The sequence below is a fragment of the Heyndrickxia sp. FSL K6-6286 genome (genome assembly GCF_038630395.1).
GTDB lineage: Bacteria > Bacillota > Bacilli > Bacillales > Bacillaceae_C > Heyndrickxia > Heyndrickxia oleronia.
In genome coordinates, this window is record NZ_CP152029.1 from 2414536 (window position 1) to 2433030 (window position 18495).

General features: G+C 34.7%; 18 protein-coding genes and 2 pseudogenes. 13 read left to right on the plus strand and 7 right to left on the minus strand.

Going from position 1 to position 18495, the window contains the following annotated elements; all coding sequences use genetic code 11:
- Positions 1–574 precede the first annotated feature (574 nt).
- From murI to MHI39_RS12235, 6 genes are all read left to right on the plus strand, one after another.
- A complete protein-coding gene (gene murI / locus MHI39_RS12210; protein ID WP_058005436.1) occupies positions 575–1372 on the plus strand; it encodes a glutamate racemase in 798 nt (265 codons plus the stop codon).
- 394 nt (positions 1373–1766) lie between these two features.
- Positions 1767–2066 (plus strand): hypothetical protein, encoded by a 300-nt coding sequence (locus MHI39_RS12215; RefSeq protein ID WP_071976010.1) that lies wholly within the window; start codon positions 1767–1769, stop codon positions 2064–2066.
- Positions 2067–2472: 406 nt separating this feature from the next.
- Entirely contained in the window at positions 2473–2793 is a 321-nt protein-coding gene (locus MHI39_RS12220; protein WP_058005438.1) for a PadR family transcriptional regulator, read from the plus strand.
- A gap of 70 nt (positions 2794–2863) precedes the next feature.
- Complete coding sequence (locus MHI39_RS12225; protein WP_180211940.1) at positions 2864–3205, plus strand: DUF1048 domain-containing protein; 342 nt, start codon at positions 2864–2866, stop codon at positions 3203–3205.
- Positions 3206–3373: 168 nt separating this feature from the next.
- A complete protein-coding gene (locus tag MHI39_RS12230) occupies positions 3374–4135 on the plus strand; it encodes an ABC transporter ATP-binding protein (RefSeq protein ID WP_216383289.1) in 762 nt (253 codons plus the stop codon).
- Positions 4136–4885, plus strand: a complete 750-nt coding sequence (locus MHI39_RS12235; RefSeq protein ID WP_078111194.1) for an ABC transporter permease — start codon at positions 4136–4138, stop codon at positions 4883–4885.
- A gap of 398 nt (positions 4886–5283) precedes the next feature.
- Here the strand turns inward: MHI39_RS12235 and MHI39_RS12240 are convergent, their stop codons facing one another.
- Together MHI39_RS12240 and MHI39_RS12245 are read right to left on the minus strand one after the other, a co-directional pair.
- Entirely contained in the window at positions 5284–5922 is a 639-nt protein-coding gene (locus MHI39_RS12240; RefSeq protein WP_058005442.1) for a DUF3885 domain-containing protein, read from the minus strand.
- A gap of 30 nt (positions 5923–5952) precedes the next feature.
- Positions 5953–6303: pseudogene (locus MHI39_RS12245) on the minus strand (IS1595 family transposase); the annotation flags it as partial.
- 154 nt (positions 6304–6457) lie between these two features.
- Between MHI39_RS12245 and MHI39_RS12250 the strand changes: the two are divergent.
- Entirely contained in the window at positions 6458–7453 is a 996-nt protein-coding gene (locus tag MHI39_RS12250; RefSeq protein WP_058005443.1) for a zinc-dependent alcohol dehydrogenase family protein, read from the plus strand.
- 188 nt (positions 7454–7641) lie between these two features.
- A pseudogene (locus MHI39_RS12255) lies at positions 7642–8468 on the plus strand (dihydrodipicolinate synthase family protein).
- 268 nt (positions 8469–8736) lie between these two features.
- On the opposite strand, the gene msrA reads toward MHI39_RS12255, so the two are convergent.
- Entirely contained in the window at positions 8737–9273 is a 537-nt protein-coding gene (msrA, locus tag MHI39_RS12260; RefSeq protein WP_058005444.1) for a peptide-methionine (S)-S-oxide reductase MsrA, read from the minus strand.
- Positions 9274–9783: 510 nt separating this feature from the next.
- Here msrA and MHI39_RS12265 point away from each other — a divergent pair.
- Positions 9784–11727, plus strand: a complete 1944-nt coding sequence (locus MHI39_RS12265) for an endonuclease MutS2 (RefSeq protein WP_278892806.1) — start codon at positions 9784–9786, stop codon at positions 11725–11727.
- Between the two features lie 119 nt (positions 11728–11846).
- On the plus strand, positions 11847–14090 hold the full coding sequence (locus MHI39_RS12270) for an AAA domain-containing protein (protein WP_180211934.1): 2244 nt from the start codon (positions 11847–11849) through the stop codon (positions 14088–14090).
- Between the two features lie 113 nt (positions 14091–14203).
- Here the strand turns inward: MHI39_RS12270 and MHI39_RS12275 are convergent, their stop codons facing one another.
- Together MHI39_RS12275 and MHI39_RS12280 are read right to left on the minus strand one after the other, a co-directional pair.
- Entirely contained in the window at positions 14204–14704 is a 501-nt protein-coding gene (locus MHI39_RS12275; RefSeq protein ID WP_342541438.1) for a magnesium transporter CorA family protein, read from the minus strand.
- Positions 14667–15137: a hypothetical protein gene (locus MHI39_RS12280; protein WP_342541304.1), complete on the minus strand. Its 471-nt coding sequence runs from the start codon at positions 15135–15137 to the stop codon at positions 14667–14669. The genes MHI39_RS12275 and MHI39_RS12280 overlap by 38 nt, the downstream gene beginning before the upstream one ends.
- A 247-nt stretch (positions 15138–15384) precedes the next feature.
- Here MHI39_RS12280 and MHI39_RS12285 point away from each other — a divergent pair, with 247 nt between their 5' ends.
- The 3 genes from MHI39_RS12285 (at position 15385) to MHI39_RS12295 (ending at position 17429) form a co-directional block, all read left to right on the plus strand.
- A complete protein-coding gene (locus MHI39_RS12285; RefSeq protein WP_342541306.1) occupies positions 15385–16062 on the plus strand; it encodes a hypothetical protein in 678 nt (225 codons plus the stop codon).
- A gap of 266 nt (positions 16063–16328) precedes the next feature.
- Positions 16329–16580, plus strand: coding sequence for a GlsB/YeaQ/YmgE family stress response membrane protein (locus MHI39_RS12290; RefSeq protein ID WP_058005467.1), 252 nt, complete (start codon positions 16329–16331; stop codon positions 16578–16580).
- Positions 16581–17051: 471 nt separating this feature from the next.
- Positions 17052–17429: a YbaN family protein gene (locus tag MHI39_RS12295; RefSeq protein WP_071976043.1), complete on the plus strand. Its 378-nt coding sequence runs from the start codon at positions 17052–17054 to the stop codon at positions 17427–17429.
- A gap of 380 nt (positions 17430–17809) precedes the next feature.
- Here MHI39_RS12295 and MHI39_RS12300 read toward each other — a convergent pair whose 3' ends face one another.
- The gene (locus MHI39_RS12300; RefSeq protein WP_071975997.1) at positions 17810–18091 is read right to left on the minus strand and encodes a hypothetical protein; all 282 of its coding nucleotides are present in this window, start codon (positions 18089–18091) and stop codon (positions 17810–17812) included.
- A 9-nt stretch (positions 18092–18100) separates the two neighbouring features.
- A complete protein-coding gene (locus MHI39_RS12305) occupies positions 18101–18490 on the minus strand; it encodes a hypothetical protein (protein ID WP_071975996.1) in 390 nt (129 codons plus the stop codon).
- Between the last annotated feature and the right edge of the window lie 5 nt (positions 18491–18495).

Genomic DNA, 18495 nt, shown 5'->3' on the forward strand with positions numbered 1-18495 from the left:
GATGATACTTCTCAGGGAAGAACCTGTCAAGGGTATGGCTAGCCCTCGCTCCGCTCGCCCTTGACAGAACCTCCCCTGAGAAGGAAAAATAGAGTAGGATGAATCACTCGCAAAAAAATGTGCACCTACCACCCCCCTAGCCCCAGTGAGCACCTCTAGCTCCTATAAAGCAGATATCCATAATGGATTCTGACCCACCTTAAAAAATTTAAATTAGTGTCTTGACGAAGGGGTCCACTTTATTTAATTTCAATTGCTATTGGACTCTTCGTTTCACTCACTGATGGCTTTACTAAAATCAATGGGGTAATTATGGGTGTAATACTATTTATTTGTGGTCTTATTCCAATAGTTTATATCTATAATCTACGAACAAAACGACAAGATGATGAATAAAACGGATATAATTCCGATTTTTCTTCAAGAGGTAATACTTGTTCAGTAGTAATGTCTTTTCCTATGGAACCAAAGTGGCAGAGTGAAATTTAGTTCATAAGAATTAAGGTATGTCTAACAATAAAATGGTATGATTAATAAGTGATTCATAGCATTAATTAGGAGAAGAGTGAAAATAGTGAGAATAGGTTTTTTTGATTCTGGAATAGGTGGAATTACTGTCCTTCATCAAGCATTGAGGTTTTTACCGAATGAAGATTATATATTTTATGCAGATACCTTACACGTTCCATATGGTGAAAAACCAAAAGAAGAGGTAAGAGAATATATTTTTAATGCCGTTGACTTTATGGCTAATCAAGGTATCAAAGCATTAGTCATTGCATGTAATACTGCAACTAGTATTGCAGTGGATGATCTTCGTAAAAAGTATGATTTTCCAATTTTGGGCATAGAACCAGCTGTAAAACCAGCTGTTGAAAACTGTGAGGGAAAACGAAAAAAGGTATTAGTATTGGCAACTAGTTTGACTCTCAAAGAGGAAAAGTTTCATAACCTTGTGAAAAGGATTGACCGTCATGATATTGTTGAAAGTCTACCTCTTCCTGGTCTTGTAGAATTCGCTGAGAATTTTGAATTTAAGGAAGAAAAAGTTGTACCATATTTAAAAGAAAAACTATCCTCGTTTGATTTAAAGCAATTTGGAACGGTTGTTCTTGGTTGTACCCATTTCCCATATTTTGAAAATAGTATAAAGAAAATATTTCCTAAAGATGTGGATATTATTTCTGGAAGTATTGGAACTGCAAAGAACTTAAAACGAGTTCTTGAGGCAAACAATCAAATGAATGATGGTACAGGAGATATTAAGTTTTTTAAATCTGGATATGAAGTTGAGGATAAAGAAACTTTATCTGCTTATAATGAGTTGTTGGTATTGTTAGACAGGATGAGTTCTATAACAACGCTTGTTTAAATCAAATAGATTAAACTGTTTCGATATCTTATTTAGAAATAAGTTTGTGAATTTTGTACTTAAAAAAACGGTTGCGTTAATCGAGATGAACTCCCCCAAAAATGTTAGATTCGTTCTACTATTTAGGATGGAGTTCAGAAAGATTAACGCTTTTTAAGCTGAATTTTTTAGACTGCTGGTGTTGTGAAAAAATGAAATTAAACAGAATTTTATTATTATTGATTTTTTAATATCCCTCCCATCTGAACGTTATAACCATGGTATTGTCATTTTCTATATATATTTTCTATGTTTTGAATTTTTATTCTACCCTTCATTTGTAGCCATTTAATAAAAACGTACGGGATATATCCTATGTTAAAGCGATGGTTGGGGGCACGCAGAACGAGACGGAATGATTATCATTCTTCAACAGTCAAACTCCCCAGAAGATGTACGACCAAACGCTGTATCCAAAAAGCGTTTAGATTATCCTACAGATTGGGAAGGGCCTGATTTTGGATGGGACACGTATATTCATGTTAGTTGGGATGACCAGGACACTCTAGTTGAAGAAGTTCGAGGAAAAGGGGGAGAGATTGCAATCGAGCCATTTATAGGTGCACACGGCAATTGGGAGTTTAAAAATGCCTGTATAAAAGACCCCGATGGATACAATATCGTATTAGGTTCAATGCGAGAAATTCAGCAATAATCTTAAATTCGATTGCACATATCTAAAAAATAAATCATATATCTTGTTCAACTAGAGGGGGGACATGTATGTAACAACAGACGTAGTTGCAACACCTCCTTTTTTTATCGATCAAACTGGGCAGGTTAAAGCTTGATTTTAAGCTATGTAAATGTTTTTCAACACATTTGTACGACTTATTTGCATAGATACAGTATTGATTTGTGATGATGTTGCATAGCCATCCATATAGGTATCAAACTATTTTTAAGAAATATTGTTGACATCCTTGCTACTCGGTGATACGATGTACTTGTAATTAGTAATATTGAACAGTGAAATTTTACAAAGCTATTCAGTAAAAAAATTTGCTTCAGTACTATGTGGTACTGAATATAAGTCAGACTAAATAGAGGTGGCATTGAGCATGGAAAATTTAACTGAAATGCTGAAGGGTTCGCTGGAAGGCTGCGTCTTGGAAATCATAAGCCGCCATGAAACCTATGGCTACGAGATTACCCGCCGCCTGAACGATCTTGGGTTTACCGAAGTCGTGGAAGGGACGGTCTACACTATCCTCGTACGATTAGAAAAGAAAAAACTTGTGAACATTGAAAAGAAGCCGTCAGATATGGGGCCGCCCCGCAAGTTTTACACGCTTAATGAGGCTGGACGCAAGGAACTTGAATTGTTTTGGGAAAAATGGGATTTTGTATCATCAAAAATTAATGTCTTGAAGTCTACCTAGCTTCATAAGATATTCCATCCGATATTTTTGGTGTGTCTTGTTTAGCTTTATAAAAAAGGAGGAAAATAACATGATGGAAATGTTCAAAAAAATGATTGGTGATAAAAAGGAATACAAGATGATGATGGCACGTGTTGAAGCCATGCCAGAGGACTATCAGTATGTATTTAAGAAAATTCAAAACTATATGTGGAAATTCACAGCTGGCAACGGGATGGATATGTTACACATACAGTATGAATTAATTGATTTGTTCGAAGCAGGTGCAGCCGAAGGCAGACAAGTGCTGGAAATTACGGGAGATGATGTGGCGTCCTTTGCTGATGAACTAGTGGCAAACGCAAAAACCTACTTTGCCAAGTATCGTGAAGATTTGAATGAGAGTATCTTGAAGCGCTTGGGAAAAAAATAAACTCATAAATAATACCGACTGAATAGCTGGTTATAAATGTGAATTGCCACCTTCGTTATTCAGTTATATTTTTCATTCAGTACTAAGTAATACAGAATATTAGTGAGACTAAGTAGATAGTAAAGTAATCTACGCTCAAAAGGTACTTTTTAAGAGGAGGAGATAAGTATGGGCAATGTAGCGATTTCTGTAAAAGCGTTAAAAAAATCCTTTAAAGATAAAGAAGTTTTAAAGGGGGTAGATTTTGAGGTGCGGCCTGGCGAAATTTTCGCTCTGCTTGGCTCAAATGGAGCGGGTAAGACGACGACGGTCAACATCCTCTCGACACTGTTGAAGCCTGATTGTGGTGAAGTAAGTATTTGCGGATATAACGTTCAGCGTCAACCGGATCAGGTTCGCCAGAGCATTAGCTTAACAGGGCAGTTCGCAGCTTTAGATGGCATGCTTACTGGTCGGGAAAACCTGATGATGATCGCCAAATTGCGAGGAGTTGCCAACGCTGCACAAGTTGCAGACAGTCTTCTTGAAAGATTCAGCATGACGGATGCGGCCAATCGCCGGGTGGAGCAATATTCCGGTGGGATGAAGCGTCGTATTGATATTGCCATGAGCCTGATCGGAAAGCCAGCAGTCATTTTTCTCGACGAACCGACGACAGGTCTTGATCCCGAAGCACGGATTGAAGTATGGGATACCGTCAAGGAACTTGCCAACGGAGGCACAACCATCTTGCTGACGACCCAGTATCTGGAGGAAGCGGAACAATTGGCGGATCGTATCGCAATTCTGCATGATGGAAAAATTATCACGACCGGTACCCTTACCGAACTCAAAGAAATGTTCCCACCAGCGAAAGTAGAGTTCATTGAAAAGCAGCCGACATTGGAGGAAATTTTCCTTGCAATAATCGGCAAAAAGGAGGAAATGTAAATGAAAAGCAAAACAGGGGTATTACTAGGACGTTTAATGCGCAATATCATGCGCAGCCCGGATACAATTATCACGGTGGCGATTACACCGATTATGATGATGCTGCTGTTTGTCTACGTATTTGGTGGCGCCATAAAGTCAGGCGCGGACAACTACGTCAATTATCTATTGCCAGGAATATTGTTGATGGCTATCGCTTCCGGCGTCGCATATACGTCCCTACGGCTGTTTACGGATGTAAAGAGTGGGCTGATGGCACGTTTCATTACTATGCCAATTAAGCGCTCGTCGGTATTATGGGCTCACGTGTTAACTTCGCTTGTTTCCAATGCACTTACAGTCGTGGTGGTTATCCTCGTCGCACTCTTGATGGGCTTCCGTTCCAACGCTGATATTCTCCATTGGCTCGCAGTAGCTGGAATACTTGGGCTATTTACACTAGCTCTAACGTGGCTGGCTGTCATTCCCGGATTGAAAGCGAAGTCTATGGAAGGAGCGACAGCCTATTCGTACCCGCTAATTTTTCTACCGTTTATCAGTTCTGCCTTTGTCCCCACCGAAACTATGCCTAAAATTGTCCGTGCATTCGCTGAGAATCAGCCAGTGACTTCAATCGTGAATGCGATTCGAGCTCTCTTATATAAAGGGGATGTTGGCAATGATATCTGGATCGCGCTTACTTGGTGCGTTGGCATCATGGTTATCGCCTACTTCTTCGCGAGCAAGCAATTTAAACGTCAGTTAGGGTAAACTGAACTATGCTGTTAAGCTAGATCAATAATCAACTGCTGAATCATTATCCCGACGTGTGGTTTGCCAGTCATGCTGTAGAAGACAGTGGGGTGCTCTCTTTCGCGGAAGGAAAATATAGCCCAAATAATTGACAGTATAAGAGTAAATGACGAAGCCAAACTGCTTTAATGAATGAACTATGGATTACATATCAGTTGGGTGATTCATAGTTTTTTCAATTGTTAACTAGATTTTGCCAAGTATTCTATAAGCAGATCATCCGTCCATTCTTTAGATGGATTATTAAACTTTTTAACATGATAAATATAATCAGGGATGCTTTTTTGTTATTCGAATAGTTCTGTTAAATTATAAAAATGGGAGCCGCTTATTTATGGCGTTTCCCTATATAAAATTCAATTAAATACCTTTTCAATCTCAGGTCTGTCATAGTCTAAAATCCAGTCATTGTACCTGCTATAAACATCTCTTATTGTGGCGGATGAAGTGGCCAACAAATCACAACCTCTATCATCGTAAACGTGAAAGATGGTTTTTCTATTGATATTAATGAAGTAAACCCTGTGGAAAATTCTCGGTTCCAAACCCATGTCTTGATTGCAAATTGCTTTTAGCAATGAAACATATTTAAAATCGGATGTTTTGCATTTTAGAGTAAATCTGTGAGTTTTATACGTGCCTTCTTCATCATCTTCTGGAAAAATATAAGGCAGTTCTTGATATTTTAAACTAAACAATAATGGTTTCTTAACATAGAGGCGAAAATTCTTTAACTGATGCTTTAGGTTTTTCCCTTTAACAAAATCATTGACATCTATCACTACAAAAATATCTTCTGTTGGAGAATGTACGGATTCAAATAAAGTAATCGCCCTTTTATAACACCTCAATATATAGGGGTTGTTTGGATAATCATAATCCCTTTTCCACTCTACACCAAGTTCAAAACGAATCCCAATATCCCAACTATAAAATAAAGGTGGTCTAAGCTCTAAATTGGGGTAATTTTTGTGCATAAACTCATTTAACTGCATTTTAACACCTCATAGTCACTATTTATTGGTTCAACTGACCCAAAATTTGGACTCCCGTAAACTATCATAAATCACTGTCCTTTCTAATACAAATGATGTTAGCAAAAATTCTTTAATGTGTTGTTTTGTCCTATCATTACTACGACTTTCTATAAACAAGAACCAAGCAAGGTAATTGTCTAGATATTTAGTAGCGGCACCTTTAAAACGGTCAAGCCATTTTGTCATTCGAGAATGAAAGTTGTTCCCATTTTAAATATAATAAAAGCCTTTAAAACGTACTTCCCATCTTCTGACTTGATTTCGGTAATGATCTAATCCTTTTTCTTTGACATAGGTTTTGTAGGCTCTCCAAGCGTCAGTTACAAGTACATTGTCGGAATAAAAAAAGAAGGTTTTTATTATATAAAAAGGATTTGTCTTTGGAAATAAACGATATTAATTAGTATTTAATTGAAAAATACAATTAAAATATTCTTATTATTTAGATATCTAGCAACTTACTGTAAAATTATATTAGAGGAGTGTGATACAAATGAAAGCACAGGTGATTAAAAGATTTGGAGGTCCATCTGTTTTTGAGCTTGCTGCGGTTCCTAAACCTGACCCAATTTCTGGGCATGTTGTCATTCATGTAAAGGCAACGAGTGTAAATCCAATCGATACAAAGATTCGCAGTGGAGCCGTACCTGCAGTTGCTCCAGAGTTTCCCGCTGTGTTACATAGTGATGTAGCAGGAGTTGTTGTAGATGTCGGAGAGGATGTAACAGAGTTTAAGGTTGGTGACGAAGTCTATGGTTGCGCAGGTGGTGTAAAAGGAACAAGTGGTGCCCTTGCAGAATATATGCTAGCGGATGTACAACTTCTAGCTCATAAACCAAAAAATATAACGATGGCACAAGCAGCGGCACTTCCTTTAGTAACAATTACTGCGTGGGAGTCTCTTTATAAGCGGGCAAATGTTCAAAGCGGACAAACTGTACTTATCCACGCTGCCACTGGGGGAGTAGGGCATGTGGGAATCCAACTGGCCAAGCTTGCAGGCGCAAAAGTATATACAACTGCTTCATCTGAGGAAAAGTTAATTATTGGAAAACACTTAGGGGCAGATGTGTCCATTAATTATCGCGAACAATCTGTGGAGGAGTACGTAAAGGAACATACAGATGGAAAAGGATTTGACATTGTGTTTGATACAGTCGGCGGTGAAAACCTCGATCGGTCGTTTCAGGCTTCTGCCACATACGGAACTGTATTAGCAATCGCAGCTCGCTCGACACATGATTTGTCTCCTCTCCATGCCAAGGCACTATCTTTACATGTCACTTTTATGCTTTTAAAAATAATTGATAAGGAAAAAAGGCAGGAATATGGTGAGATATTACGAGAAACAACAAAACTTGTAGAAGAAGGAAAACTACAACCTCTAATCGATGAAAGGGTTTTTAATTTTGATCAAGTAATGGAAGCACATACCTTATTGGAATCTAATATGGCCATTGGTAAAGTCGTGTTGACAAATGAATGGTAATTAATTAGCAATGGATATATTTTGCTTGAATTGTTTCTTTCGTATATAAAAATAATCTATGATATTTTTGAAAATCACAACCTTGCCACCATATTTTCTAATAAAAATGAGGAACATAGATGCTCCCTATTTGGGAGTACATCCAAGGAAGTATAATAATTAGGAAAAGCTATAAAGGGGATAAAAGTATGCTAAAAGAACCATTTCACATTGCAGTACCAACGGCATTTTTTGAAGATGAATCTATTAATATTCAAGGAACTATAGATCATATAAGGTATTTATATAAACAAGGAGTAAAATCGGTTCTAGTCTGCGGTACAACTGGAGAACAACATAGCTTAAATAGTAATGAAAAAATCGAAATACTTGATCGGATAGTAACAGAAAAAGAACTCATTAATAATATGGAAATTATCTTTGGTGTTTCTTCCATTAGGCAGAAAGAAGCAGAGGAATTAGCTAAAAACATTCGTGATACAAATATATCAGGTATTTTACTTGGATACCCGCCTTATATACTACCGACACAAGCAGAAGCATTAATATATACAAAAACCATTATTAATCATTGTAAAAAGCCAACTATTTTATATAATAATCCAAATCGAACCGGATTTGATTTATCACAGAAAGTATTATTCAGTTAAGTAATATGGAATTAGTAGTTGGAATAAAAGAAGCAGGAAGAAAAGAAAGAGTTCAACTATTAAAAAAAGAAATGAAAAGAAATGACTTCTATTATTATGCTGGTGGAGAATCTGAATTGGATGAGAAAGTGATTCTTGGGTTTGATCGTCTTTCCTCGATTGCTGGAAATTTATATCCAATAGAAATCAGCGAATGGTTTAAAAAATTAGTTTCTAGGCAAGAAATTACTAAACAAGAGCGGCTAAGGATAGAAGACATTTTACTAAAGGTTTATCAAGGTTCACCCTTAATAAATATTAAAGAAAATATTAATAAAAAGGGAATACCTATCGGAATTTGCAGGAGTCCAATCGGAAATCAATAATCAAATAAGAAGCGGTATGAACAGGGTGTTTATGCACTCCTGTTTAATTACTATCTTTATTTATATTACAATTTTTGTGGTCTTTGTGTCACTAGGTTCATCTTCATGCTTATCTAATGTTTTATGTTCAACCTTTCTTTCTTCATGAATGACATTAACGGATAAGAGATCTATTGGTAATTCTACTTATGAAACATCTAATACTTTTTAACCTATAAATTATTGTACTATATAAAAATAGCAAAATCAGAGGTAAGCACCTCTGATTTTAGTTTTTATCATTCCAGTGTGAAGCAATAAATTCATCACGACCTGATTTTTTTCGATCTTCCATGTACTCTTCTTTACTTTTTTTATAAAAATCCTGATGGTAATCTTCAGCAGGATAGAATGTAGCAGCAGGAAGTATTTTTGTGACAATTGGTTTTTTAAATTTTCCACTGTCACTTAAGTTTTTCTTAGAGATTTCTGCTAATTTCTTCTGTTCTTCGGAATGATAAAATATCGCCGTCCTATAGGAATCTCCACGATCATGAAATTGACCACCGTCATCGGTCGGATCAATTTGCTGCCAGTAAATTTCAAGTAATTTTTCATACGAAAATATACTAGGGTCAAATGTAATTTGAACGACTTCATAATGTCCTGAAGTACCCGACTTTACATCTTTATATGTTGGGTTCTCAATATGACCACCAGAGTACCCCGAAATTACACGATCAATTCCATCCCATTGGTCAAAGGGCTTGACCATACACCAAAAACAACCACCTGCAAAAGTCGCTTTGTCTAATTGCTTATCCATTCTTTTTCCCCCATAGTAAAAATCAGTATAATCGGATAATATCATTTTTCTGCATAATAAAGCAATGAATTAAATTTCAGCATTCACATATTGACAATCACATAATTTTCAAGTAATTTAAAAAGCATAATGGTAATAAACTTACCAATATTAGCCTAGTTATTGATTCCCTTAATAAAGGAGATAATTTTATGTTTGGTGTCGTTCTTAACTAATCCGTAATTTCATACGGTCACACTTTTCATTGACGTTGCTTGTGAAAAAATTTTTCACAACATACGTTTATTTAAGTATGGTAAAAAGTGTGAATGTTAAGAACGATAATCATGGCAGATAGAAGATCATTCTACGAAAGCTATGTCTATTGGCATAGCTTTTTTATGCTCTCATGAAATTTGGGAGGATATAACTAGGTAGAAACAATAACAAAGTATTTATTTTGTTAAAACACTTCTAAGCGTAATGAACAATTGTTCATTACGTTTTTTTTATTATAAGGAGGCTATTATTGTGAATTCCCATACGTTTAAAATCCTTGAATTTGATCACGTAAAAGAACTGATTGCTCAATTTACAATGTCTGAAGCAGGAAAGGATAAAATCGTAAATTTAGCTCCATCTACAAATGTAAAACAAATTCGAGCTTGGTTAGATGAAGTAACAGAGGCAGTCAATATTTTGGAAAAAAGCGCTAGTGTTCCTATCTCTTCATTGAATGGAATGGAACTAATCATTAGTCAATTAGACAAAGGTCTGACATTAAAGCCTGCTCATTTTAAAGAACTCGCAGAATTTTTGATTAGCTGTAAAAGACTTAAGCAATATATGAAGGATAAAGAATTTCTTGCACCACGTGTAACCTCGTATGTATATGGCATTGAAGATCTTTCTCGTTTACTTGAAGAAATTGAAAGATGTATTCGTAATGGACGAGTGGATGATTATGCAAGCAAAGAGCTTGTGAAAATTCGAAAGCAAATATCCATTCAAGAGGATAGGCTTAAGGATAAACTAAATCAAATCATTAAATCATCCAAATACAAATCCTATCTTCAAGAATTTATTGTAAGTGAACGAAATGGTCATTATGTAATTCCAATTAAGAAAGAGTACAAAGGAAAAATAAAAGGGGTAGTGTTAGATACTTCTGCTTCGGGAGCAACTTTGTATATTGAACCTGAGGAAGCTGCATTCCTTCGAGAACAAATTTCGATACTGAAAGCAAATGAAGAAACAGAAGTGGATAGAATTTTAGCTGCCTTAACTGTTTTAGTCGATGAGCATCTGCACGAAATAAGGCTGGCAATGGAGACGATGGTTCATTATGATGTTTTATTTGCAAAAGCAAAATATAGTCGGCTCATTGAAGGACGAAGTGTTGAAGTAAATGAAACTTTTAATATCCGTCTTAAGGGTGCACGCCATCCGTTATTAGAAAAACAAGCTGTACCACTGACCATTGAACTAGGCGAACGATACAATGCTTTAATTATTACGGGACCGAACACAGGTGGAAAAACAGTAACGATTAAAACCGTTGGATTATTAACAATAATGGTTCAATCTGGTTTGCATATTCCTGTTGATGAGGGGAGTGAGATTAGTATCTTTAAAAAAGTCCTTCTAGATATCGGGGATGGTCAGAGTATCGAGCAAAATTTGAGTACTTTTAGTTCACATATAAAAAATATTATCGAGCTTCTTAAGGAGGCAAATGAGTATAGTCTAGTTTTATTAGATGAGCTTGGATCAGGTACAGATCCTGGAGAGGGAATGGGGTTAGCGACTGCGATATTAAAGCAATTCCATCAAAAGGGTGCCACGATATTAGCAACAACTCATTATAGTGAAATTAAAGATTTCGCGGATAAGACGGATGGATTTATGAATGGATCAATGGAATTTGATATCCATACACTACAACCAACCTATCGTTTAAATATTGGTACTGGCGGTGAAAGTCAAGCATTCGCTATTGCACTGCGATTAGGGATGCATCCAACGATTATATCTGATGCCTATCAAATCACATATAAGGAAGAAAAGGTATATGAAATGGAATGTGATAATTCTTTTGAAAAAAGAGAAATGGATAAACAAATTGCTTTAAATCGTTATATAAAAACAAACAAACAAAAGAAACCTACTTCAAACCAACCGGTCGTCATGTTCCAACAAGGGGATAATGTTCACATACTGGCAACAGGTGAATACGGCATTATTTATAAAGGGCCAGATTCATTTGGAAACTATCTTGTCCAAGTGAAAAATGAGAAAAAAACGTTTAATTATAAAAGGTTAAAACTATATATTGCCGCTAATGAATTGTACCCAGAAGATTATGATTTTAATATTATCTTTGAATCAAAAGAAAATCGAAAGAAAGCACATCTAATGGAGCGAAAACATGTCGATGGATTAACGATTGAAGTGAATGATAAACAGGAGGATTAAAAGATATCCATTTCTTTTTTTAGTATAGTAATATAGAATAGATAGGGTTGTCTAATAAGAGGTCATGCCTCATATTAGATAACCTTTTTCAAGTTAATATAGTAAAAAGGATACTAATTATGACAACCATAAAACAATATATTAAAGAATGGCAGGTAGCCCTTCAACATGAAATAGCATATGTGAAAAAATACGGTAGTACTAAATATCATGTTTCTAATGGTCATTTACTATCAAGTGACCAATCATATTCCTATTACTTTGAAACAGCTACATCTTTGCGAATACCTGTAGGTTCAACCATCCGACTGGAATGGGAAGAATGGAAACAGACAGGTAGAGTCCTTTCATCGGAAGGGAAAAGTATCATTATTAGTTTTGAAAAAAGCTTTGGAGATTTAGTTTCTAATGCCATATTATTTCATGATCCATGGGAACTTCTCGAACAGCTTATTCAACGTCTCGATGATGCTAAAAAAAGTAAGAAAAAAAGAAATCGCATGCTTCAAGTAATCACTCCAAGCCTACTAGCGAAACACCCAACTAATCATATTAAAAGTAATATCCATGAGCTAGTCCTGCGATCAAAGTATAATCCAGTAACTTATGTGTGGGGACCACCAGGTACTGGGAAAACATATACTCTCGCACGAGTTGCCGCTAATAAGTATTTTAAAGAGAAACGTGTTCTTGTTTTATCCCATAGTAATCAAGCCGTCGATGTATTAATGGGTGAAATTAATCATTTTGTACAAAAAATGGACAAACAAGTTGAAGGAGAAATATTACGCTACGGAATGAGTGGAGCTTCTGTGACGAATGATTTTTTAACAACGATGCAATTAGTTGAAAAACGTGAACCCGGTCTTTTTGATAAAAGACTTCGATTTTCCGAACTAAAACGAGGATTAAAGAATGATTTAAGTCAATCATTTAGCCATAGAGATACAGATCAATTATTAGAGATTGAAGAAAAGTTAGCAAGAGTACTTGAGCGAATTCGTAGAAAAGAAATTGAATTTGTTAAGGAAGCAAAGATTATAGGAACAACATTAGCGAAAGCGGCAGGTGATGCGGCAATTTTCGAACAGGAGTTTGATATTGTCATCATTGATGAAGCAAGTATGGCATATGTTCCACAAATTGCTTTTGCCTCATCATTAGCTAAACGTGTAATCGTGTGTGGTGATTTTAAACAATTACCACCTATTGCTTCAGCCAGAGATTCTAAAGTCAATGAGTGGTTAAAGGAAGACATTTTCCATAAGGCTAACGTTGTTAAAGGAATTGACACAGCTGAATTTCACCCACATCTTTTTTTATTAAAAAAACAAAGAAGGATGCATCCGGAAATTTCAGGCTTTACAAATCAACACATTTACCAATCTCTTGTTGGTGATCATGAAAAAGTAGGTGAACAAAGACGTTCCATCGCTTTAAAAAAACCATTTTCAAAGCGTGCATCGGTATTATTAGACACCAGTTTTACAGGAGAATTTTGCATTAATGAACAGGCATCTCATTCAAGAATGAATCCATTACATTTATTCCTGTCTTTCCAATTAATCCATGAGGCATATATGGATGGAATGACATCCATTGGATATGTTACTCCATTTCGGGCACAAGCCGTTTTAATGGAACATTTATTGGCTGATTTATATGAAAAGGAATGTGGGGAAGCGGATATTATTTCAGCTACTGTTCATCGTTTTCAAGGTAGTGAACGTGAGATGATTATTTTTGATACAGTCGATGGCTACCCACAAAATCGCGCAAGTATGCTGTTAGCAGGTCGTGAAAGTGAAAGGCTCATTAATGTGGCTATGACAAGAGCGAAAGGTAAATTTATTAACGTGACCGATAAAGAGTTTATTCGTAAACAGATTTATCCTAATAAAACAATTAGGCAGCTTGTTGACTATCAAGAGAAACATAAGCAAAGTGTTTCCCCTTGTGAAATTGGCCAATGGATAAAACATCAGCATCCACGATTACGATGGATTCATGCTCGTAAGTTAGAACCAGTTTTTGAGGATATTCAGCATGCTTCACGATCTATTGTGATTTCATTACCAGACCACACGGTCCTTTCTAAACAGTGGGTTGAAATATTGAATAATCGATCGAATAAAATAAAACTAACGATAATCGCAACAAAGGACATCAAACCTATTAATAAATATAAAAAAATAGATCATTCCTTGCCGTTTCCATTTGTTTCTATTGATGAACAAATCATTTGGTTGGGACTTCCACTAGAAGGAATGAAAAGGCTCAAACCACCATATATTACTGCAAGACTTGATGCTCCATCATTCTCTGAATATTTTTTAAAACAATTGCCGATTCATTCTGAATGAGTTTTTCCTTGTATTTAAATAAAGAGAAGTACTGGAGTTTGCAATACAGAAAGAGGAGACCAACGCTGCTAATGCGTTGGTCTTCATATATACTACTAGCTCTACTAAGTATTTTATTTAAAAAATGACCCTTTTTTACTACTTTTCAAAAGGTCTCCAGTCCAACCTTTCATTTTTAAATAACCATAAAATCCAATTGTAGAGACAACGATAAGGAATAATGATAGTAAGTAGCCATATTTCCATTCAAGTTCCGGCATAAATTTGAAGTTCATTCCCCATAACGCCCCTAAAGCCATTAATGGAGTGAAAATAGTCGTTATTACAGTTAAAGTTTTCATTATTTCATTTCCCCGATGGGAGGAAATCACTTCTTCTAGATTAATAATAGAATCAATTTCATGCTCGTATTCGTTGATTAGCTCGATAGCTCGTTCAATTCTTTTACATGTACGTTTAAATATTTCTCCTTTATTTACATCCTCAAGAAAGGCCTCCTCAATTCCGATTTTCACTTCTTTTACAGGAATTAATAGACTTTTCCATACTAATAGCTCATGGCGACGCTTATAAATTTTATCGAGAATGCTCGTTTCGTTTTTTTTTATGAAAATGCCAAGTCATTTTTTTTAGTTCATCTTCAAATCGATCAATTCCATATAACATCTCATTCATTAGTTCACCAATTATGATTAAAAATCCATCAATTGCATTGTCTGCCCGATCAATTTGTGCTAGAAGGAAGGATTTATTATTTCGTTTAAGAAATGATAAATCAAGATCTACGGTAATGAACTGATCATGAGTTAAATAAAAATGAAAGATTTTGTAATCCTGTTCATCCTTGAAATTTTGTTTGTAAATAAGCGATCCCTTCACAATTCTTTTATTATCATCGTGTATTTCAATTCTTAATATATTTTTCCTATTTTCCTTCACTTGATTGAGCCATTCCTTATTCAAGGAGTAGCTATCTTCTTCAATAATTTGTTTTATTTGATCTATTTCATTTTTCTTAAATTGATACCATTTCCAGCTATTTGTCATATTATCATCCCTATTTTTAAAGTATTTTCCTACCCATTCCCGATTGTTGAAAAAATAAAACCTCTGATAACTATGTTTTTCTATGAAAGGAAGGAGGTAATAACAAATAAAAAAATATAAAAAGAATGACATCATTCTATTGTTTCAAGAGAAATCGAAATATCGGCTTATGCAATACGATATTACGAAGCAGCATTGTCTAAAAAGGGCATCATTATTTCTCAACTATTATTGTGGGGTGAATAAAATGAATTTACTATTTTTACTTATCTATTTTGTTGTCATCACAGCTGTCATAGAAATTCATGTCATACTATTTCGGTTAACTGGTCTGAAATTGGAAGTTTCGCGTTTCCAAGTCATCTCGATGATGACAGGTACAGGATTTACAACTGGAGAATCAGAACTTATATTAGGACATCCAGTTCGTAGAAAGCTAGCGATATTTCTTATATTATTTGGAGCATTTTCACTTGCAATAATTATCTCATCTATAAGTAATTTTCTTTCAGATGATTTAGGAATAAAGGAAACTCTATATGTTGCAACAGGGCTATTATTGGTACTAGGAGTATTAAAATTGACTTCCATCCAAAGGGGATTGTCCCAATTATTTAATAAAAATATGAAGAAAAATATTGAACTTGGTGATTTACCTATGCGAGATATATTTTTAACAGATAAAACAGATGATCTAGTAAATCTTCACATATATAAAGAATCTTATTTATTTCATAACACCATTAAGGACGTACTCAAACAATACGATCAGTTAGATATGGTTGTATTGTTTATTAAAAGAGGAGAATTGAAAATCAGAAAAAATATCTATCAGACGAAAATCCACGAAGGTGATCAAATATTACTATTCGGTAGCAAAGAGGTAATTAGAGAGAAATTTAAAAATGATCTTAATATAATGTAAGATAAAATGAAAAATCAAACTCACACACCAATTTCAGAAGATTAATTATCGTAGATTTTCATATTTACAAAATAGTGAAAGGATCCTTCGTGCTGGTTATACTTGAATACCTACAAAACTATGGGATTTTATATTGGTAGGTATAGGGATGAATGTTGAAAACAGTTAATTCTATTTACTTGAATCTAGTTTTTTGTTTATGAAGCGTAAAAATGGGTATTTTAATTATTAAACAATACTAATTAAAAATGAGGAGTGAAAAAGTTATGGGAATTATTTGGGCTTTAATTGTCGGAGGAATTATCGGATGGCTAGCAGGTTTGATCATAGGTCGAGATGTACCAGGAGGGATTATCGGCAATATCATTGCAGGATTTATTGGAGCTTGGGTAGGTTCATTAATATTAGGGGAATGGGGACCTGAAGCTGGTGGATTCTATATTATTCCAGCTTTAATTGGAGCGATTGTTCTCATATTAATTTTAACCTTCATTATGAAGAGTTTAAGAAGAAGTTAGAACAAAAACAAAGTTATCTATAATATTATTATGTAAACAATATATCGTTGATGCCAATTGTTTTTTCTATAAATGAAAGGTATAAAACGAAATATACTTTACAGCAGCACCTCATGACGAAGGTGCTGTTCTTTTGTGGGTAAATAATCACCAGTATTATTTATGTTTTGGACTTAATTTCGGATCTTTTGTTATCCAAAATAGATCAATTATAATAAGGTGTATCTATCAAACTAGTAGCACAATTTTGTCAAACATTATTGTTATATATTAGTTGTAATGCAAAAAAGACTTTTGTAGTACTAAAATGTATTTTTAATCCCATTGAAAACCATATTTGCTTTTTATGACGATAGATCTGTTTGTTTATTGACTCCGATTCAATTTATGTTACGATCATATTAAGTTAAGAAAAAGGAACGTATATGATTGAATCTTATTGTATCGAAGCGAAGGATGTATAAAAAGGTGATGACAGTAAAAAAAATAAAAAGTTTCCTGTTTATGCTTTTAGGTTTCATCTCTTTAGGGATTGGTATTGTTGGGACTGTACTACCAGGCTTGCCTGGCGGTCCGTTTTATTTATTTGCAACTTTTTGTTTTACGAAAAGTTCAAAACGATTTGAAAAGTGGTTCAAAGGCACGACCATTTATAAAAAATACGTTTTAGCATTTCTTCAGAAAAAAGGAATGACACGAAAAGAGAAAATCCGTATCAATTTAATTGCTGATATCTTTATTTTAATTTCTGTCATATATATCGATTTCCTTTTGCTAAAAATAGTATTAGTAGTTTTGGCTCTTTATAAACATTATTATTTTATTAAAAAAATCAAAACGATTGAATAGATTTTAAACTGCATTTATTTTTAAATTTAGTGAAGTACCTTTCAAAAAAAATTAAACAACTATATTTTTACCCCGTCCTAAATATAGAACGGGGTTATTCATATTAATTTTCTCGGTATTGGCAGCGAGTAATTAGGTATTATAAAAAATGCTGTTTTCGGATCGTTGTTGCTCATGTATAAGCAAAACCTACTGCTGGCTTTTTCGTAAAAAAATGGAATTAGCGTTCTTATGAAGGTTACAGCATTTTATTCATTGAGATGATGGGGCTATTTAGGCTTCACCTATTTTTTTCGTTAAAACATTACTAATTTGTAACAATATTTGAAAAAGAGCATTCATCGAAAAGCAGGTCAGTGGATGGTGTATTCTAGAATAGATTATAGTCTAACCTTAACCTCAGTACCGTCCTTAGCTTTGACATCCACTAGCACGATTCCCTTATATTTTTTCAATTCCTTGACGATAGGCTTTAATGTATTTTTCTCTATTAGTGGAAAGGTAAAGTCCAATTTTTTTCTTTCGAAATGCTCTTTTGTCCATCTGTTTAGATTCTGCTGAAAAATTTTTGAAGACAAAATTGAAATAACAATGTTTAAAATAGAGTATGGGATTGGGATGGTAAACCGCACGTCTTTTGCTTTTACTTTTACATGCATCATAAGCAATCACTAATCAATGATAACCGAAACGGTATCTCCGTTTGCCGATTGAATATCAACAATTTGTCCATCTAATTCGTTTTCGATTGCTTCAATAATAAGGTCTATGTCTATATCTTTCACATATTTTTCCGCTTGTGGAATACTCGCAGCAATACTATGTCCTGCCATTAATACTACCTTGACAAGTTTGATAGGTAAGTTGACAGTGACATTATCATTTTCGGTTGATACTACACGAATTTTCAATGTTTTATCTAAATATTTACTTGGTTTATCAAAAGGCTTATTACCTGTTTCTTCTTTCTCTTTTAATATTTGAATCAGTTCTGATCCCTTATCTGCATCAATCTTACCCTCTTGAACCATTGTTAACACTCTTGTAATTTCCTCTTTCATGATAA